This window comes from Escherichia sp. TW09308 (assembly GCF_000208565.1).
GTDB lineage: Bacteria > Pseudomonadota > Gammaproteobacteria > Enterobacterales > Enterobacteriaceae > Escherichia > Escherichia marmotae.
The window spans coordinates 1,484,499-1,499,775 of the sequence record NZ_AEME01000001.1 but is presented as its reverse complement, the minus strand read 5'-3'; the positions used below and the strand labels follow the sequence as shown (position 1 = coordinate 1,499,775).

Sequence of the window (15,277 nt, the reverse complement as noted above, 5' to 3'; positions counted from 1 at the left end):
AAGTGTACAGCAGGGCTTTTAGGGAAATCGCATTTTTGTTGTCAGCAACGTGAGTTGCTCAGAAACTTAGTTATATTCGATGTTCATCACAGCCAGCTTTTTCTGCTCATCAAGGTACTGCACTTTTACTGAGGCAATTTGCGGATTTTTGACGTTACCGCTCATCAACTCTTTGCTGGAATAGGTTTTGTCCGGAACCGAACCATTCTGCATACAGGTCATTTCTGGTGGTGCCTGAAGAGTACTGACATCACATGTCGGTTCTACAATTTGACCACGAAAATAGATCACGCCACCTTGTGCATTACTGCCTGCGATGGCAATAAAAGGGTAAACCAGACTGCCGAGCATAAGAGAGTTTAAAAATGGTCTGAACATTTATTCTATTTCCTCAATGATTAATCATCCTTGAGGGTTGCTGTTATCCATACTGTCAGGTTGGCCGATTCGCATCAGACCATTCTCTCCCGATTCATTTTATGCTCAATATATCAACGCATTAAGACTTTCCTGAAGATGGCGGCCATTGTTGTGATAAATGCAGTGACTGTCCATCAGAAACAGTAACAACTATTTTCACTCGATCGTCCGGGGAAATATTTAAGCTCAATTTTGTCAAAGCAATGGGTTGATTAGCGGGCACTGAGAGGGTCTTTTCTTGCTTCGTCTGGCTTTGCCCAGAACTGCCTTCGCGCAGAGACAATATTTGTACCCGACACAGGCAAGATTGTGTCAGGGTGACTTCAGGGATAATGGTGTACATGTCGCCTTGCTGGGTCGTATTAAAGGTTATCTGGCTGGAAAGCGCCGCGAGAAGTAATAACGCGTTCATACTATTCTCCCGAAAAAAAACAGGGCTTACGCCCTGTTTCTGTCATACAAATTCTGTATTAGTACTGATGAGCGGTCGCGTTGTTACCAAAGCCAACCTGAGTTACGTTGACGCTGGAGTTAGATGCAGTCTGGTCAACAGCAGCACCGTTACCACCACCGAACTGTTTAACGGTCATAGTAGAATCTTTACCATTCCACTGATCGAGAGTAGCGCTGTTACCGAAACCACGCTGAGTCAGATCGATTGAGCTGTCATCAGAACCTTGTCCAACATCAGCGCCGTTACCGCCGCCATGCTGGGTAATAGTCAGATCGGAGTTGCGGGCATCAGCCTGCAATGCAACAGCAGAGTTACCGCCGCCGTACTGGTAAATATTCAGCTCTGAATTCGGGCCGCTGTTATTGCCGCCACCACCGTGGTTGCCGCCGCCACCGCCGCCGTACTGAGGAATAGCACCTGCCAGAGCACTACCAGAGAATACGATTGCTGCAATTGCTGCTACTTTTAAAAGTTTCATGTAAAACCCCCATCGGATTGATTTAAAAGTCGTATGGAAATTAACGTTGTGTCACGCGAATAGCCATTTGCGACTGTCTCTGCACTACAATTGCCGTTTTTTGAGTACCATACTGAGTAATATTTGCTTTATTACCAGAACCTTTCTGGATAATCATTGCAGTATTACCATATGCGCCTTGCGATATACTGGCATCGTTGGCATTGCCCGTCTGGTCAATATACGCAAGGTTATAATCTCCTTTCTGGTCAATCCTGGCTCGGTTACTATTACCTTCTTGCGAAATAACCGACAAAAGTTTAGAGCCTCCCTGCCGTAACTGCGCGCTATTATTAGCGCCAGTTTGACCAATTATGGCTGCCTGATTAAATGAAGACTTACTCAATTCATTTACCGCAAAGTTATATTCTGAATTAGCCAAATCATAACCTGCCGCGGCTGCAATCCCAGGCGCACCCAGTACTGTTAACATCATAAATAACAATCTGTTTTTCATGTTGTCACCCTGGACCTGGTCGTACATTAAAGAAATTTAAATCACTTCAACTTGGTTGTTAACGCAAACCGCTTTTTGTTAACGCTGCGTTACGATGGAAAGTATGTCTGTAGAAATATTTTTAATAACTCACCCACGCGTTGTATTTTTCTTTTTTTGTTCATACCAAAGTATTAAAACTCGCGTAAATACGCTGTTATTTACGTAAAAAATATTTTGTTTACTTTTAAATTGCTATTTTTTGACCGCAAAAATTCAACGGACGGCCTCTCTGCACAAGTCGAGAAGATTACGTCGATATGTCTGTTCAACAAGCCGTGACAAACATCGTCTTTTTGCAGCAAAAATTTGTCCAGGGAGAACCTCCGAAAAATTAAGAAATTTCCGCGCAACAAAAGGACTATGTGGGAATAAATTTTATATGCATAATTATGGACTTAGCGTTATTTGTATGACTTTTTAAAATTGTGCAATAAAAGCTATATGTACAACTTTTCTATCATTTCTAAACTTAATCACCCCGCAGCGTTAACATTTTTAAATGCCAGATTACATTTTGTTACACGTTTAACACTTGCTTTAAGATTTGTAATAGCTAGATTGAAATCAGATGTAATCCATTAGTTTTATATTTTACCCATTTAGGGTTGATTTATTACTACACACAGCAGTGCAACATCTGTCAGTACTTCTGGTGCCTCTATTTTTAGAGGTAGCTGTCAGGTGTGCGATTAATAAAAAAAAGCGGGGTTTCATCATGTTTAATGAAGTCCATAGTGTTCATGGTCATACTTTACTGTTGATCACTAAACCTTCCTTGCAGGCGACAGCGTTATTGCAGCATTTAAAACAATCGCTGGCAATCACAGGAAAACTGCATAATATTCAACGTTCTCTGGACGATATATCTTCTGGCTGCATTATTCTGTTGGATATGATGGAAGCAGATAAAAAGCTCATTCATTACTGGCAGGATACATTAAGCAGAAAACACAACAACATTAAAACAATGTTGTTAAATACCCCAGATGATTATCCGTACCGCGACATTGAAAACTGGCCACATATCAATGGTGTTTTTTACGCCATGGAGGATCAAGAACGCGTAGTCAATGGGTTGCAAGGCGTCTTACGTGGTGAATGCTACTTTACGCAAAAGCTTGCCAGTTACCTGATTACACACTCCGGTAACTATCGTTATAACAGCACGGAATCTGCCCTCCTTACTCATAGGGAAAAAGAGATCCTTAATAAGCTGCGTATCGGCGCCTCCAATAACGAGATTGCTCGTTCGCTGTTCATCAGCGAAAATACGGTTAAAACGCATCTTTATAATCTTTTCAAGAAGATAGCTGTAAAAAACCGAACACAAGCGGTCTCATGGGCAAACGATAACCTCAGGCGATAAAGCCATGAAACGTTATTTATGCTGGATTGTAGCAGCAGAACTTCTCTTCGCTGCGGGCAATGTTCACGCCGTTGAGGTAGAAGTACCGGGATTGTTAACTGACCATACAGTTTCATCTATTGGGCACGATTTTTACCGTGCCTTTAGTGATAAATGGGAAAGTGACTACACCGGTAATTTAACGATTAATGAAAGACCCAGTGCACGATGGGGAAGCTGGATCACAATAACGGTGAATCAGGACGTTATTTTCCAGACATTTTTATTCCCGTTGAAAAGAGACTTCGAGAAAACTGTCGTCTTTGCACTGATACAAACTGAAGAAGCACTAAATCGTCGCCAGATAAATCAGGCGTTATTGGGTACGGGCGATTTGGCGCATGATGAATTCTAAATAAAAAATTTGTCAGGAGGCTGCAATGCGTGTCAAACATGCAGTAGTTCTACTCATGCTTATTTCTCCATTAAGTTGGGCTGGAACTATGACCTTTCAGTTCCGCAACCCAAACTTTGGTGGCAACCCAAATAACGGCGCTTTTTTATTAAATAGCGCCCAGGCACAGAACTCATATAAAGATCCCAGCTATAACGATGACTTTGGTATTGAAACACCATCGGCGCTGGATAACTTCACCCAGGCTATTCAGTCACAAATTTTAGGTGGCCTGCTGTCGAATATTAACACTGGCAAACCGGGCCGAATGGTGACTAACGAATATATTATCGATATTGCCAACCGCGATGGTCAATTGCAGTTGAACGTGACAGATCGTAAAACCGGACAAACTTCGACTATTGAAGTGTCGGGTTTACAAAATAACTCAACCGATTTTTAAGCCCCAGCTTCATAAGGAAATTAATCATGCAGCGCTTATTTGTTTTGGTTGCCGTCATGTTGCTGAGCGGATGCTTAACCGCCCCACCAAAAGAAGCCGCCAAGCCAACATTAATGCCTCGAGCCCAGAGCTATAAAGATTTGACCCATTTACCTGCACCAACGGGTAAGATCTTTGTTTCGGTATACAACATTCAGGACGAAACCGGGCAATTTAAAGCCTACCCGGCGAGTAACTTCTCCACTGCTGTTCCGCAAAGCGCCACCGCGATGCTGGTCACGGCATTGAAAGATTCTCGCTGGTTTATACCGCTGGAGCGTCAGGGCCTACAAAACCTGCTCAACGAACGCAAGATTATTCGTGCAGCACAGGAAAACGGTACTGTAGCGGTAAACAACCGAATCCCGCTTCAATCGCTGACCGCAGCCAATATCATGGTTGAAGGCTCAATTATTGGTTATGAAAGCAACGTCAAATCGGGCGGTGTTGGGGCGAGATACTTTGGTATTGGTGCAGACACGCAATACCAACTTGATCAGATCGCCGTGAACCTGCGCGTCGTCAATGTGAGTACCGGTGAGATCCTTTCTTCGGTGAACACCAGTAAGACAATCCTTTCCTATGAAGTCCAGGCGGGTGTCTTCCGCTTTATTGACTACCAACGGTTACTGGAAGGGGAAGTGGGTTATACCTCTAACGAGCCGGTTATGCTGTGCCTGATGTCAGCCATCGAAACAGGCGTTATCTTCCTGATTAACGACGGTATCGACCGTGGCCTGTGGGATTTGCAGAATAAAGCAGAACGGCAGAATGACATTCTGGTGAAATACCGCCACTTATCAGTACCGCCGGAATCCTGATACATAAAAAAGCTGGCTCTTTACTATTCAATCTAAAGCGTGAGTGCTCCTCACGCTTTATTTTTGACTTGTTGCTCTCGCTGAGCGGACTTAGCACCGCGCGCTGCCAGCCAAAGACCGCTGTTTTTCATCGCGTAGCCAAACACCAACCCAAGCGCCAGAGAGGGTAAAACCAGCTTCCAGTTCCCCTGCCCGGCAAACGTCGCACATGCGCCGATAAATGTACCAGGGACAAACGACAACAACAGATGTTTAGCCTGAATACACATCAGAAAAGCCACAATCCCCGTTATGACATAACCGAGAATTTCCAGATGTGGTGCCAGCGCACTACCGTGAATAATAACCATCGCCCACACCATGCCACTCAGCAACGTTGCAGCGGAGATTGCCAGTCCTTTCAAACCACCCTGTGGACAGGCAAAGTAGGCCGTGCAGCCCAGGAAACCCGCCCAGCTAAGTAAGCCAAGAGAAACAGCCACCCATCCCCAGATACCGGAGAGAATGCCTGTTGTGATTGCAATAGAGAGAAGTATGTTCATGCCGCGCATAATAGCAGAAAACGCGAAATTGAATGAGATCGAGCACACATTTTATGCAACGGCAAATTATAGATTGCAGTTATAAGTGACGTGAGTCACATTTATTCTTCTAACTGTTCCTCAAGTTCATCCCACATTGCGCTAATGGCATCGCGGGTCAGCGGTGCCATGGTACGCCAGAACGGCGTGGTCGCATGGGCCTCAACTTTACCGAGAAATGCGCCGCACCAGGGCAACAGATACTCGCTGAACAGTGTTTCCAGCGCTTCGCTTTCATCTTCTGTTGACTGATCTTCCAACCAGGAAGCTGCCAGCAATAAAGTACCAATATGATCCGCTGGCGTATCCGCTAACGGCATCCCGCGTTCGGAAAGAAAAGCACGCACTTCTGCTTCTGTGGCATCCTCAACCCAGGCGCTGCGATAAGGCGAAACTGCGCATTCATCTCCGACAAATAGTGCATTGTAATCGGCAGATACTTGCGCCATATCACAGCTTTTCTGCAAGCGCGCCAGTAATTCATCCTGTTCCAGCGGCCAGTTCGCCGCCAGTTTTCCTTCACGAATCAAGGTAAACAGCGGAACCAGTAAAGGGTCCTGCGGTTGGCGGTAATAGAGCGAACCCAGTACACGACACAGGATAGAAAACTCGTTCATTAATTTATTTCCGTTAATAACAATTAAAGATCAGCAAATTCTGCAATTGGTGCCATACCGCGAGATTCAAGGAAGTTCAGTAAGCGGCGCGGTGAAACATTCAGAATACGCTCTTGCGGAAAATCAACCGCGTCGAGGATTTTACGACACTCTGCAAAGTCCCCCATGGTAAACGCGGTGTGAGAATCCGATCCTAACGCGACCCAGCCTCCGGCATCGCGCACCGCCGCAGCCACTGCACGGCAGTTTTCTTCACTGCCCTTACGCGAATGTAAGAATGAGGAATTATTAATTTCCAGCGCCACCTGATATTTAGCCGCTGCTTCGGCAACAGCGTTAAAATCTATGGAATATTTGGGGTTCCCCGGATGGCTTATAATATGCACATTACCACTGGCAATAGTCGCGATCATCGCTTGCGTGTTAGTGGCTTTATCATGTGGTGCAAAAACTGGTTCATGAAAACCAGCAATGATCAAATCCAGCGACTCAAACATTTTGCCGCTGCAGTCAATTTCACCATCAACGTTTTTGATGTTGGCTTCGATTCCACGCAGGATCCCTACCCCATCGACCACTCGCGGCCAGATACGCATATTAATGAAGTGCCAATGGTGCGGTGCATCTTCCATATCCGGGCCATGATCGGTGATCGCAAAAAGTTTAATGCCCTTCTGTTTGGCCTGGGCAATGTAATCACTTAATGTGCTATATGCATGCGTACTGGCAACGGTATGCATATGAAGGTCGACGGGATACATAACTCTCTCCTGTATTCAATTACCGCCAAGGATAGCAGGAATCCGGAAGCTTTATTAGTAGCCTCGAGCGCGATCGACCTGCCCGCTAGCAGTCTCCCCTCGTTCAAGTTGCGTAATGGTGCGTGCAATATACTCCACCGCTTCAGCAGGTCGGGTAATGGCTGCAACATGTGGTGTTATTGTCACACGTGGATGTTGCCAGAGCCGACTTTCCGACGGTAAGGGTTCACGATTAAAAACATCCAGCATCGCCGCTTTAACCTTACCGCTATCCAGCGCCGCGAGCAGGTCATCTTCTACTACATGAACGCCACGCGCCAGATTCAGGAGATACGCGCCATCCGGTAATTTTTCTAATAATTGTTGATTAATAATGCCGGCCGTTTCGGGGGTATTCGGTAGAAGATTAATCAATACGCGGCATTGGCTCAGAAATGCGTGCAACTCTTCGCTTCCGGCAAAGCTTTGAACACCAGGCCAGGATTTACGAGTGCGACTCCAACAACGCAATGGAAAGCGCCAGGTTCGCAAACTCTGTGCGACTTTACTGCCCAATACACCAGCCCCCAGAATGCCGATAGTAAAATCTTCCCGGTGATATTCAGGCAGTGGTTGCCAAAGCGAAGCATTTTGTTGCTCGCGATAATCATCAAAGCGCCGAAACCAGTGCAACACCTGGCTCACTGCGTACTCCTGCATTTGCTCGCCCATACCGGTATCTTCCAGGCGAAAAAGCGGAATAGACGGTTTCAGCATTTCAGGGTGTGTCTGTAATTTACTCAAAATCGAATCAACACCAGCACCCAACGCGAACACCGCCTTAAGGTCACGCCCTGCCAGCATCCCGACCGGAGGATGCCAGACCAAAGCATAATCCGCAGGATGATTATCGCCGGTTTCCCATGCTCTGACTCTTGCATGTGGAAGCGATTTCCCCAGCGCATCAATCCACCATTGGGTATCAAACGTTGGGTGATAAAAGATGATATCCATACTGACTCCCGAAAAATCTGAGCGAAATTTATTCGCACTTATCGTTATGATCTACAAAGACCACCAGCATAACAAATCAGCGGTCGGTGGCAAAAAAAGCAGATTTCGCTTATTAAAACTGCATATTGATTGAAGTTTGAATAAACGCGCGATTTTTTTAAAAAGTTTGTTGACCTCAGGCCATGATTTCCCTAAATTAGCGCCCGTTCCAGCAAGACAGGAACAACAATTTGGTGAGGTGTCCGAGTGGCTGAAGGAGCACGCCTGGAAAGTGTGTATACGGCAACGTATCGGGGGTTCGAATCCCCCCCTCACCGCCATATTTTAAGAAGAGCTCGTACGAAAGTACGGGCTTTTTTTTCGCATATTGCATACACCGGGGGGATGAGAAGCCCCGACCGGGGTTCTCAGATTGTTGACACTGTGCGCTTTGTTCATGCCGGATGTGGCATGAACGTCTTATCCGCCCCACAAAATCTCGCAAATTCAATACATTGTGATTATCTTGTAGGTCTGATAAGCGTAGCGCATCAGGCATCTTACGTTTGTCATCAATCTCAAAGCCCGGCTCGCCCGGGCTTTGAACCAATAATACACTTAGCTGTAAGCATGTAGCGTTCGTTGGCAAAGTGCCGAACGTACGCAATCATCTTTGCCGAATCGGACAATCCCGATCATCTCATCTTCTTCAAAACGTTCCAGAGCGTCACTTAATCCGGATCGCACGCCGCGAGGTAAATCGCATTGCGTGATATCACCGTTGACGATAACCGTCACGTTTTCCCCGAGGCGGGTTAAAAACATTTTCATTTGCGCGGCAGTCACATTCTGCGCCTCGTCAAGAATGACAACTGCATTTTCAAAGGTACGTCCACGCATGTAGGCGAACGGCGCGATTTCCACCTTCCCTATTTCCGGTCGCAGGCAATACTGCATAAAGGAAGCCCCCAGGCGCCGGACAAGCACGTCATAGACCGGGCGAAAATAAGGAGCAAACTTTTCTGCAATATCTCCAGGTAAGAAGCCAAGATCTTCATCGGCCTGCAATACTGGACGGGTGACGATAATCCTGTCGACATCCTTATGAATCAGAGCCTCTGCCGCTTTTGCAGCACTGATCCAGGTTTTGCCGCACCCGGCTTCGCCAGTGGCAAATATAAGCTGCTTACTCTCAATAGCCTTCAGATAGTGCAATTGCGCTTCATTTCGCGCGGCGATTGGCGAAGTATCACGACTGTCGCGAGCCATGCCAATGGCTTCTACGCCGCTCATCTGCACAAGCGAGGTGACCGATTCTTCTTCACGCTGTTTATGGCTACGCGAATCCCGTCTCAGCACACGTTTTGCCTCGCGACGAGCTTTGATCACTGCTTTTTGTCTTCCCATGGAGAGCACCTTGAGTTGTTTGTATTCATCACACGCGCCGTTGGCAGCGCGATTATGCGCACGAACATCAGAGGGTTGGCTTCCTTGTAAGCCATAGTTTGCTTTTGGAAATAACACCGAAAACGGCTACGCGCACCGTTAAAGGCGTCGGTAACACGAATAAAGAAAGGAAGTGGATGAGAATGTAGAGTGACGCAGTTGCTACCGGAGGAGAAGTCTCCGCGTTTGGTCGAGCGTTGATTGTCAAAAACATGTCCAGTACAGGACGTTACCATCCGCGATCTCCATAGTGACTGACTATCACTGCCGGGAACTACCGCTGTTACATAATAAGTACAACAGATCTCTTATTCATTGCAACAATATATTTACTTATATTTAACTATAAACCACCATTTTGATGACATTAGCTTGTATCGCAAAGATGACAGTGTGATGACAAAAACGAGCAATTTGGGTCGATATTAGTGTGCTCTGTACCCTAACCGTAGGCATGATAAGACGCGCAAGCGTCGCATCAGGCATCAGAGCACGAACACCAGATGCGGCGTAAACAAACATTAAACCCGCAATAACGCGCTTCCCAGGTAATCGTTCGCATCCTTCACCCCCGGCAGCGCAAAAAAATACCCCCCGCCGATGGGTTTGACATATTCCTCCAGAGCCTCACCATTCAGCCTTTTTTGAACTGTCAGGAAGCCTTTTTCCAGATCGTGTTGGTAGCAGACAAACAAAAGCCCCATATCAAGTTGCCCGGAGTTGGTGACACCCAACGAATAACTGTAGCCGCGACGCAGCATCAGGCTGGACTCACTCTCTGGCGTGCGGGGATTCGCCAGCCGGATATGGCTGTCCAGCGCAATCACCTTCCCTTCAGGGTCACTGGCGTAATCCGGTACATCATGCTCATGCTGCATACCCAGCGGTGCACCGGTTTGTTTATCTCGACCAAAAATCGTCTGCTGCTCTTTCAGTGGTGTTCTGTCCCAAAACTCCACCCGAAACTGAATTAAACGCACGGCCTGGTAGCTGCCACCAATAGTCCAGGCTGGCTCCTGCTGATCTGCCGTTACCCACACCACTTTTTGCATCAGTTTCGTATTCTGGCTGTCGGGATTGGCGGTGCCATCTTTGAAGCCCAGCAAATTAATCGGCGTCTCTTTGCCTTTGCTACGCGCCGCATGATCGGAAATAAACCCTTCCCGTTTCCAGCGAACGCTGAGTAAATCTGGCGTGTGTTTAATGATATCGCGCAGCGCATGGATCACCGTGTCCTGGGTGTTAGCGCAAATCTGCAACAGCACATCACCATGACACAATGCTGCATCCAGCGAGTCGTTAGGGAAACGCGTCATCTTCTGCAACTTTTTCGGCATCTGCAACGCAAGGCCAAACCGCTCATCAAACAACGAATGCCCCACAGACAGTGTAATAGTGAGATTATCAGGCGCAATGTATCCGCCGAGAATGCCGGAATCGAGTGGCGGCAAGCGAGGATTGGGCGTTTCTGGTGCCACTCCGCCCTGAGTCAGAAAAGCAAACCGCTGAGTCAGCAAACGAAACAGCCGCTCAAGATCGGCTTTATCGCTGGCCAGCACATCAAACGCCACCAGCATCATTGCAGCTTGCTGTGGTGTCAGAATGCCCGCCTGATGCTCACCATAAAAAGGTTGTTTCTCATTGCGCGCTTCTGGCGAAAGCGTACCCGGCGCACTTTGCACTTTTTGCGCATGAGCGACCGGGCAACTCCCTGCCAGCGCCAGCGCGCCAATCCCTTTCAGTAAACGTCGGCGTGACGGTTCATTCACGCCGTTTTCATTTTTGTACTGCATAACGCTTAATCCAGTCCCAGCACACCGCGAAGTTGCGCCAGATCTTCTGCCAGCGCAGTAATCGGCCCTTTCAGCGCGTTACGGTCGGCATCGGTCAGTTTATCGTAGGTTTCAAAACCGTCTTTAGTTCGATATTTCGCCAGAATGGTATCGACTTTTTTGAAGTTGGCGTCAACTTTCGCCAGCAGTTCTGGATTAGCTTTTTGTAATTGTGGACGCAGCAGATCGACAATTTTCTGAGAGCCTTCAATATTTGCCTGGAAGTCCCACAGATCGGTATGGCTGTAGCGATCTTCTTCACCACTGATTTTGCTGGCTGCCACTTCTTCGATCAGCCCGGCTGCGCCACCAACGACTTTTGATGGCGGGAAAGCCAGTTCACTGATACGTTTTTGCAAATCGACCACATCGGTATAAAGCTGGTCAGCGTACTTATCCATCCCTTTGGTGGTGTTGTCGCCAAACAGCGCTTTTTCCAGACGGTGGAAACCGGTGAATTTCGGGTCAGCCGCTTTTTGTTCGTAATCATCCTCACGCGCGTCAATGCTGCCATCCAGATCAGAGAACAGTTCAGCGATTGGTTCAATGCGCTCATAGTGCTGGCGCGTCGGGGCATACAGTGCTTTGGCTTTTTCGATATCACCTGCTTTGATGGCGTCGGTAAAGGCTTTGGTATCGGTAACCAGTTGCGCGGTTTCCGCCATGACATACGCTTTATATTCGGTAATTGCACCGCCAAGACTTAACAGCGCATCGCTTTGCGCCGCATCCGCCGTCGCCTCGCCTTTGACGATCAACTTCCCTTTCGGGTTAGTCAGCAGACCGCAGGTCATATCGTATTCACCTGGCTGTAAATTCGCCGTCATTTTCTGGCTAAAACCAGGGGCGATATTTTCCCGCTCTTCCACCACCATCACACCTTTGAGGATCTCCCACTCCAGTGCCTTCTGGCTGTGATTCTGAATAATGAACTGCGTTTTACCGGCGTTGACCGTAATGGTCATCGGTTCGCACTGTTTATCCGTCACAGTCACTTTGACCTGCGGAACATCAGCAGCGTTAGCCATAAAAGCGGTGGAGAAAAGCGCAGCCACGCTCAGGTACAGTGCGCTACGGCGGAAGTTAGTGGTCATGACGAGACTATCCCTTTAAAGTATGTTGTAACTAAGTAAGAGTTTGCGTCGTATTCGTTACACGGAGCGAGACGCTGTCGTACCGGTACGTGGCGGCAGAGCAAACGCCACCAGCGCCGGGATGAGATAAATAAACCAGACGGCCACTTCGCTGACGCTGGGCGCTTCCTGATAACCAAAAATACCTTCCATCAGCGTACCGAACAGAGAGTGAGTTGAGAGCACCGCGCTCATATCGAAGGCGATTTCCTGGAAGTGGTTCCACAGTCCGGCTTCATGAAATGCGCGAATGGCACCAGCGGCCAGCCCTGCGGCGACGAAGAGAATAAACAGGCTCGTCCATTTGAAAAATGCGCCAAGATTCAGGCGAATCCCCCCCCAGTAGAGCAAGAAACCGAGCACTACGGCAGTAGCGAGACCAAGCATTGCGCCCAGCGGCGGCCAAATCCCGACATCCTGTTGAAATGCCGCCAGCAAGAAAAAGACCGACTCCAGCCCTTCCCTTGCAACGGCAAAAAAGACCATCATCACCAGCGCCCAGCCGTGATGGTTTCCGCGCTGCAATGCGCTATCGACCGCCTGTTCCAGTTGCACTTTGACGTTGCGCGACACTTTGCGCATCCAGAAAACCATCCAGGTGAGGATCACCACGGCAATCACCGCCACGATACCTTCAAACAGTTCTTGTTCTTTTTGTGGGAATTCGCCGGTGGTTTCATTAATGAAGATGCCCAGTCCCAGGCACAACGCGGCGGCAAGCAACACGCCAATCCACATCACACCAATCCATCGGCCCCGCTGGGTACGCTTAAGATAGCTGGCAATCAAACTAACAATCAGCGCGGCTTCAAGTCCTTCGCGCAACATAATGAGAAACGGAACAAACATGCCACCCACCCTTAAACGTTTTTCTGAGTCAATCTATGCAAAGAAAAGTAAATCGCAGTGATAGCGATTATCATTACGGCGAAGGAAAACACAAGCGAAATGTAGTGATAATGATGATGAAATGTAAAAATACTTTGAAGGAAAACACAGAGGGCAATCACTGATTGCCCTCTGCCTGCTGCCTGTTATGTTTCGGTAAAACGCCTTCCCTTAGCTTTCCTGCAACCGTGACGGCGGCGCCGAATGATAATGCGCATCCGCTTCAGCAAAACGTTTTTGCATCGCCGCTGACGGTGCTTTACCCAGCAAACTGAACACCACAATCCCAATGCTGCCGAAGATAAAGCCCGGAATAATTTCGTACAGCCCCAACCAGCCGAACTGTTTCCAGACGATAACCGTAAGCGCGCCAATAATCATCCCCGCCAGCGCACCGTTGCGCGTCATGCGTGACCACATTACCGAGAACAGCACGACCGGACCAAACGCCGCACCAAAACCTGCCCACGCGTAGCTCACCAGACCCAGCACGCGGTTTTCCGGGTTTGCCGCCAACGCAATGGCCACCAGCGCCACCACCAGCACCATCACGCGCCCAACCCACACCAGTTCTTTCTGGCTGGCATGTTTACGCAGAAACGCTTTGTACAGATCTTCGGTAATCGCACTGGAACATACCAGCAACTGACAGCTTAATGTTGACATCACCGCTGCCAGAATCGCTGACAACAGAATTCCGGCAATCCACGGATTAAACAGAATTTGCGCCAGTTCGATAAATACGCGTTCAGCATTCTGGTTTACCGCACCCGCTACCGCCGGATGATCATTAAAGTAAGCAATACCAAAGAAGCCGACAGCCACCGCTCCGGCCAGGCAGAGGATCATCCAGGTCATGCTGATACGACGCGCATGGACGATGCTATGGTGGGAATCCGCTGCCATAAAACGCGCCAGAATATGCGGCTGCCCGAAGTAGCCCAGCCCCCACCCCATCAGCGAGATAATGGCGACAAAGTTCAGGCCTTTGAGCATATCAACGTTTTCAATGCTCTTTTGTTTGATCACTTCCAGCGAGTCACCAAAACCACCGACGCTGATAATCACGATCACCGGAGTGAGGATCAGCGCAAAAATCATCAGGCTGGCCTGCACGGTATCGGTCCAGCTCACCGCGAGGAAACCGCCAATAAAGGTATAAAGGATGGTCGCCGCCGCACCTGCCCACAGAGCCGTTTCGTAGCTCATGCCGAAGGTGCTTTCAAACAGACGTGCGCCAGCCACAATGCCCGAAGCACAATAAATAGTGAAAAACAGTAAAATAACCAGCGCGGAGATAATACGCAAAATACGGCTTTTATCTTCAAAGCGCCCGGTGAAATAGTCCGGCAGAGTTAAGGCGTTATTGTTGTATTCGGTATGAACACGCAACCGCCCGGCCACCAGTTTCCAGTTGATCCACGCGCCTAATGTCAGGCCAATGGCGATCCAGCTTTCTGAAATCCCGGAAAGAAATACCGCGCCCGGCAACCCCATTAATAACCAGCCGCTCATATCCGACGCACCCGCCGATAATGCCGTTACAAATGGGCCAAGACTGCGGCCACCCAAAATATAATCGTCAAAGTTTTTGGTTGATCGCCAGGCGATAAACCCAATCAATATCATGCCAAAGATATAGACACAAAACGTCACCAACATCGGTGTGCTAATAGCCATCTAAAGTCTCCAAAAAAATATTATCGGCAATGTCGAAACTTGCCGTTATATCTGCCACCGGAACGGGGTAACAGAGTTTATGTTTACCAGGGCGACCGTATCCTGCCGTAAGCGCTGGTTATTCACAATCGATTTAACACATCATTTACATCAATTTTTATTACCCAGCGATACTATTTTCCATCAGGTTGCACTCCCTCACATTTTTTGCGGTTGCACCTTTCAAAAATGTTAACTGCCGCAGAGAAAAAGTCTGCGTTACTTTTTTAATTCCTGTCATAACGATTACTTTTATTAACATTTCATTCATTTTTAAGCTTGCTACGCAGGTCACATTTAACGCAGTTGCACAAAGTTGCAACATAATGGATATTTCACGATAACGTTAAGTTGCACCTTTCAGAACAACAGGAGT

18 protein-coding genes and 1 tRNA gene are annotated in these 15,277 nt (G+C 47.9%); 5 read left to right on the top strand and 14 right to left on the bottom strand.

All coding sequences use genetic code 11. From position 1 onward, the window contains the following. Positions 1–66: 66 nt before the first annotated feature. From ESM_RS0107305 to csgB, 4 genes are all read right to left on the bottom strand, one after another. Positions 67–378, bottom strand: a complete 312-nt coding sequence (locus ESM_RS0107305) for a type 1 fimbrial protein (protein WP_000489594.1) — start codon at positions 376–378, stop codon at positions 67–69. A gap of 121 nt (positions 379–499) precedes the next feature. Then, a complete protein-coding gene (gene csgC, locus ESM_RS0107300; protein WP_000992824.1) occupies positions 500–832 on the bottom strand; it encodes a curli assembly chaperone CsgC in 333 nt (110 codons plus the stop codon). A gap of 58 nt (positions 833–890) precedes the next feature. Further along, entirely contained in the window at positions 891–1,352 is a 462-nt protein-coding gene (gene csgA / locus ESM_RS0107295; RefSeq protein ID WP_000771420.1) for a curli major subunit CsgA, read from the bottom strand. 40 nt (positions 1,353–1,392) lie between these two features. Continuing rightward, entirely contained in the window at positions 1,393–1,848 is a 456-nt protein-coding gene (gene csgB, locus ESM_RS0107290) for a curli minor subunit CsgB (RefSeq protein WP_001516164.1), read from the bottom strand. A gap of 757 nt (positions 1,849–2,605) precedes the next feature. Here csgB and csgD point away from each other — a divergent pair. The 4 genes from csgD to csgG are packed head-to-tail and all read left to right on the top strand — an operon-like array spanning position 2,606 to position 4,952. Next, positions 2,606–3,256 carry a biofilm master transcriptional regulator CsgD gene (gene csgD / locus ESM_RS0107285; RefSeq protein ID WP_000481523.1) on the top strand — a complete coding sequence of 217 codons (651 nt, stop codon included), beginning with the start codon at positions 2,606–2,608 and terminating at the stop codon, positions 3,254–3,256. Between the two features lie 4 nt (positions 3,257–3,260). After that, positions 3,261–3,650, top strand: coding sequence for a curli production assembly/transport protein CsgE (gene csgE / locus ESM_RS0107280; protein WP_000833232.1), 390 nt, complete (start codon positions 3,261–3,263; stop codon positions 3,648–3,650). A 25-nt stretch (positions 3,651–3,675) separates the two neighbouring features. Further along, positions 3,676–4,092: a curli production assembly/transport protein CsgF gene (gene csgF, locus ESM_RS0107275; RefSeq protein WP_001264092.1), complete on the top strand. Its 417-nt coding sequence runs from the start codon at positions 3,676–3,678 to the stop codon at positions 4,090–4,092. A 26-nt stretch (positions 4,093–4,118) separates the two neighbouring features. Continuing rightward, entirely contained in the window at positions 4,119–4,952 is an 834-nt protein-coding gene (csgG, locus tag ESM_RS0107270; protein WP_001189334.1) for a curli production assembly/transport protein CsgG, read from the top strand. Positions 4,953–5,002: 50 nt separating this feature from the next. Here csgG and ESM_RS0107265 read toward each other — a convergent pair whose 3' ends face one another. The 4 genes from ESM_RS0107265 to ghrA all read right to left on the bottom strand — a co-directional run bounded on the left by ESM_RS0107265 (position 5,003) and on the right by ghrA (position 7,904). Next, complete coding sequence (locus tag ESM_RS0107265; RefSeq protein ID WP_010377210.1) at positions 5,003–5,494, bottom strand: DUF1097 domain-containing protein; 492 nt, start codon at positions 5,492–5,494, stop codon at positions 5,003–5,005. Between the two features lie 101 nt (positions 5,495–5,595). Further along, positions 5,596–6,150, bottom strand: coding sequence for a molecular chaperone YcdY (gene ycdY, locus ESM_RS0107260; protein WP_001001894.1), 555 nt, complete (start codon positions 6,148–6,150; stop codon positions 5,596–5,598). A gap of 23 nt (positions 6,151–6,173) precedes the next feature. Continuing rightward, positions 6,174–6,911, bottom strand: a complete 738-nt coding sequence (gene ycdX, locus ESM_RS0107255; RefSeq protein ID WP_000283676.1) for a zinc-binding phosphatase — start codon at positions 6,909–6,911, stop codon at positions 6,174–6,176. A gap of 54 nt (positions 6,912–6,965) precedes the next feature. After that, entirely contained in the window at positions 6,966–7,904 is a 939-nt protein-coding gene (gene ghrA / locus ESM_RS0107250; protein ID WP_000351274.1) for a glyoxylate/hydroxypyruvate reductase GhrA, read from the bottom strand. A 232-nt stretch (positions 7,905–8,136) separates the two neighbouring features. On the opposite strand from ghrA, the gene ESM_RS0107245 reads away from it, so the two are divergent. Next, positions 8,137–8,224: transfer RNA gene (locus ESM_RS0107245), tRNA-Ser, on the top strand. A gap of 277 nt (positions 8,225–8,501) precedes the next feature. Here ESM_RS0107245 and phoH read toward each other — a convergent pair. The 6 genes from phoH to ESM_RS0107215 all read right to left on the bottom strand — a co-directional run bounded on the left by phoH (position 8,502) and on the right by ESM_RS0107215 (position 15,226). Then, on the bottom strand, positions 8,502–9,290 hold the full coding sequence (gene phoH, locus ESM_RS0107240; protein WP_000533531.1) for a phosphate starvation-inducible protein PhoH: 789 nt from the start codon (positions 9,288–9,290) through the stop codon (positions 8,502–8,504). 560 nt (positions 9,291–9,850) lie between these two features. Continuing rightward, entirely contained in the window at positions 9,851–11,122 is a 1,272-nt protein-coding gene (gene efeB, locus ESM_RS0107235; protein WP_001199627.1) for an iron uptake transporter deferrochelatase/peroxidase subunit, read from the bottom strand. Between the two features lie 5 nt (positions 11,123–11,127). Then, complete coding sequence (efeO, locus tag ESM_RS0107230; RefSeq protein ID WP_000210439.1) at positions 11,128–12,255, bottom strand: iron uptake system protein EfeO; 1,128 nt, start codon at positions 12,253–12,255, stop codon at positions 11,128–11,130. A 57-nt stretch (positions 12,256–12,312) separates the two neighbouring features. Continuing rightward, positions 12,313–13,143 (bottom strand): iron uptake transporter permease EfeU, encoded by an 831-nt coding sequence (efeU, locus tag ESM_RS0107225; RefSeq protein WP_000497945.1) that lies wholly within the window; start codon positions 13,141–13,143, stop codon positions 12,313–12,315. 210 nt (positions 13,144–13,353) lie between these two features. Next, the gene (gene putP, locus ESM_RS0107220) at positions 13,354–14,862 is read right to left on the bottom strand and encodes a sodium/proline symporter PutP (RefSeq protein WP_001018482.1); all 1,509 of its coding nucleotides are present in this window, start codon (positions 14,860–14,862) and stop codon (positions 13,354–13,356) included. A gap of 160 nt (positions 14,863–15,022) precedes the next feature. Then, positions 15,023–15,226: a hypothetical protein gene (locus ESM_RS0107215; RefSeq protein WP_000939659.1), complete on the bottom strand. Its 204-nt coding sequence runs from the start codon at positions 15,224–15,226 to the stop codon at positions 15,023–15,025. Positions 15,227–15,277: the final 51 nt, after the last annotated feature.

Excerpts from the sequence above, each read along its gene's own strand:
- ESM_RS0107305 (WP_000489594.1), bottom strand. The coding sequence starts at position 378 with ATGTTCAGACCATTTTTAAACTCTCTTATGCTCGGCAGTCTGGTTTAC.
- csgC (WP_000992824.1), bottom strand. The coding sequence starts at position 832 with ATGAACGCGTTATTACTTCTCGCGGCGCTTTCCAGCCAGATAACCTTT.
- csgA (WP_000771420.1), bottom strand. The coding sequence starts at position 1,352 with ATGAAACTTTTAAAAGTAGCAGCAATTGCAGCAATCGTATTCTCTGGT.
- csgB (WP_001516164.1), bottom strand. The coding sequence starts at position 1,848 with ATGAAAAACAGATTGTTATTTATGATGTTAACAGTACTGGGTGCGCCT.
- csgD (WP_000481523.1), top strand. The coding sequence starts at position 2,606 with ATGTTTAATGAAGTCCATAGTGTTCATGGTCATACTTTACTGTTGATC.
- csgE (WP_000833232.1), top strand. The coding sequence starts at position 3,261 with ATGAAACGTTATTTATGCTGGATTGTAGCAGCAGAACTTCTCTTCGCT.
- csgF (WP_001264092.1), top strand. The coding sequence starts at position 3,676 with ATGCGTGTCAAACATGCAGTAGTTCTACTCATGCTTATTTCTCCATTA.
- csgG (WP_001189334.1), top strand. The coding sequence starts at position 4,119 with ATGCAGCGCTTATTTGTTTTGGTTGCCGTCATGTTGCTGAGCGGATGC.
- ESM_RS0107265 (WP_010377210.1), bottom strand. The coding sequence starts at position 5,494 with ATGAACATACTTCTCTCTATTGCAATCACAACAGGCATTCTCTCCGGT.
- ycdY (WP_001001894.1), bottom strand. The coding sequence starts at position 6,150 with ATGAACGAGTTTTCTATCCTGTGTCGTGTACTGGGTTCGCTCTATTAC.
- ycdX (WP_000283676.1), bottom strand. The coding sequence starts at position 6,911 with ATGTATCCCGTCGACCTTCATATGCATACCGTTGCCAGTACGCATGCA.
- ghrA (WP_000351274.1), bottom strand. The coding sequence starts at position 7,904 with ATGGATATCATCTTTTATCACCCAACGTTTGATACCCAATGGTGGATT.
- phoH (WP_000533531.1), bottom strand. The coding sequence starts at position 9,290 with ATGGGAAGACAAAAAGCAGTGATCAAAGCTCGTCGCGAGGCAAAACGT.
- efeB (WP_001199627.1), bottom strand. The coding sequence starts at position 11,122 with ATGCAGTACAAAAATGAAAACGGCGTGAATGAACCGTCACGCCGACGT.
- efeO (WP_000210439.1), bottom strand. The coding sequence starts at position 12,255 with ATGACCACTAACTTCCGCCGTAGCGCACTGTACCTGAGCGTGGCTGCG.
- efeU (WP_000497945.1), bottom strand. The coding sequence starts at position 13,143 with ATGTTTGTTCCGTTTCTCATTATGTTGCGCGAAGGACTTGAAGCCGCG.
- putP (WP_001018482.1), bottom strand. The coding sequence starts at position 14,862 with ATGGCTATTAGCACACCGATGTTGGTGACGTTTTGTGTCTATATCTTT.
- ESM_RS0107215 (WP_000939659.1), bottom strand. The coding sequence starts at position 15,226 with ATGTTGCAACTTTGTGCAACTGCGTTAAATGTGACCTGCGTAGCAAGC.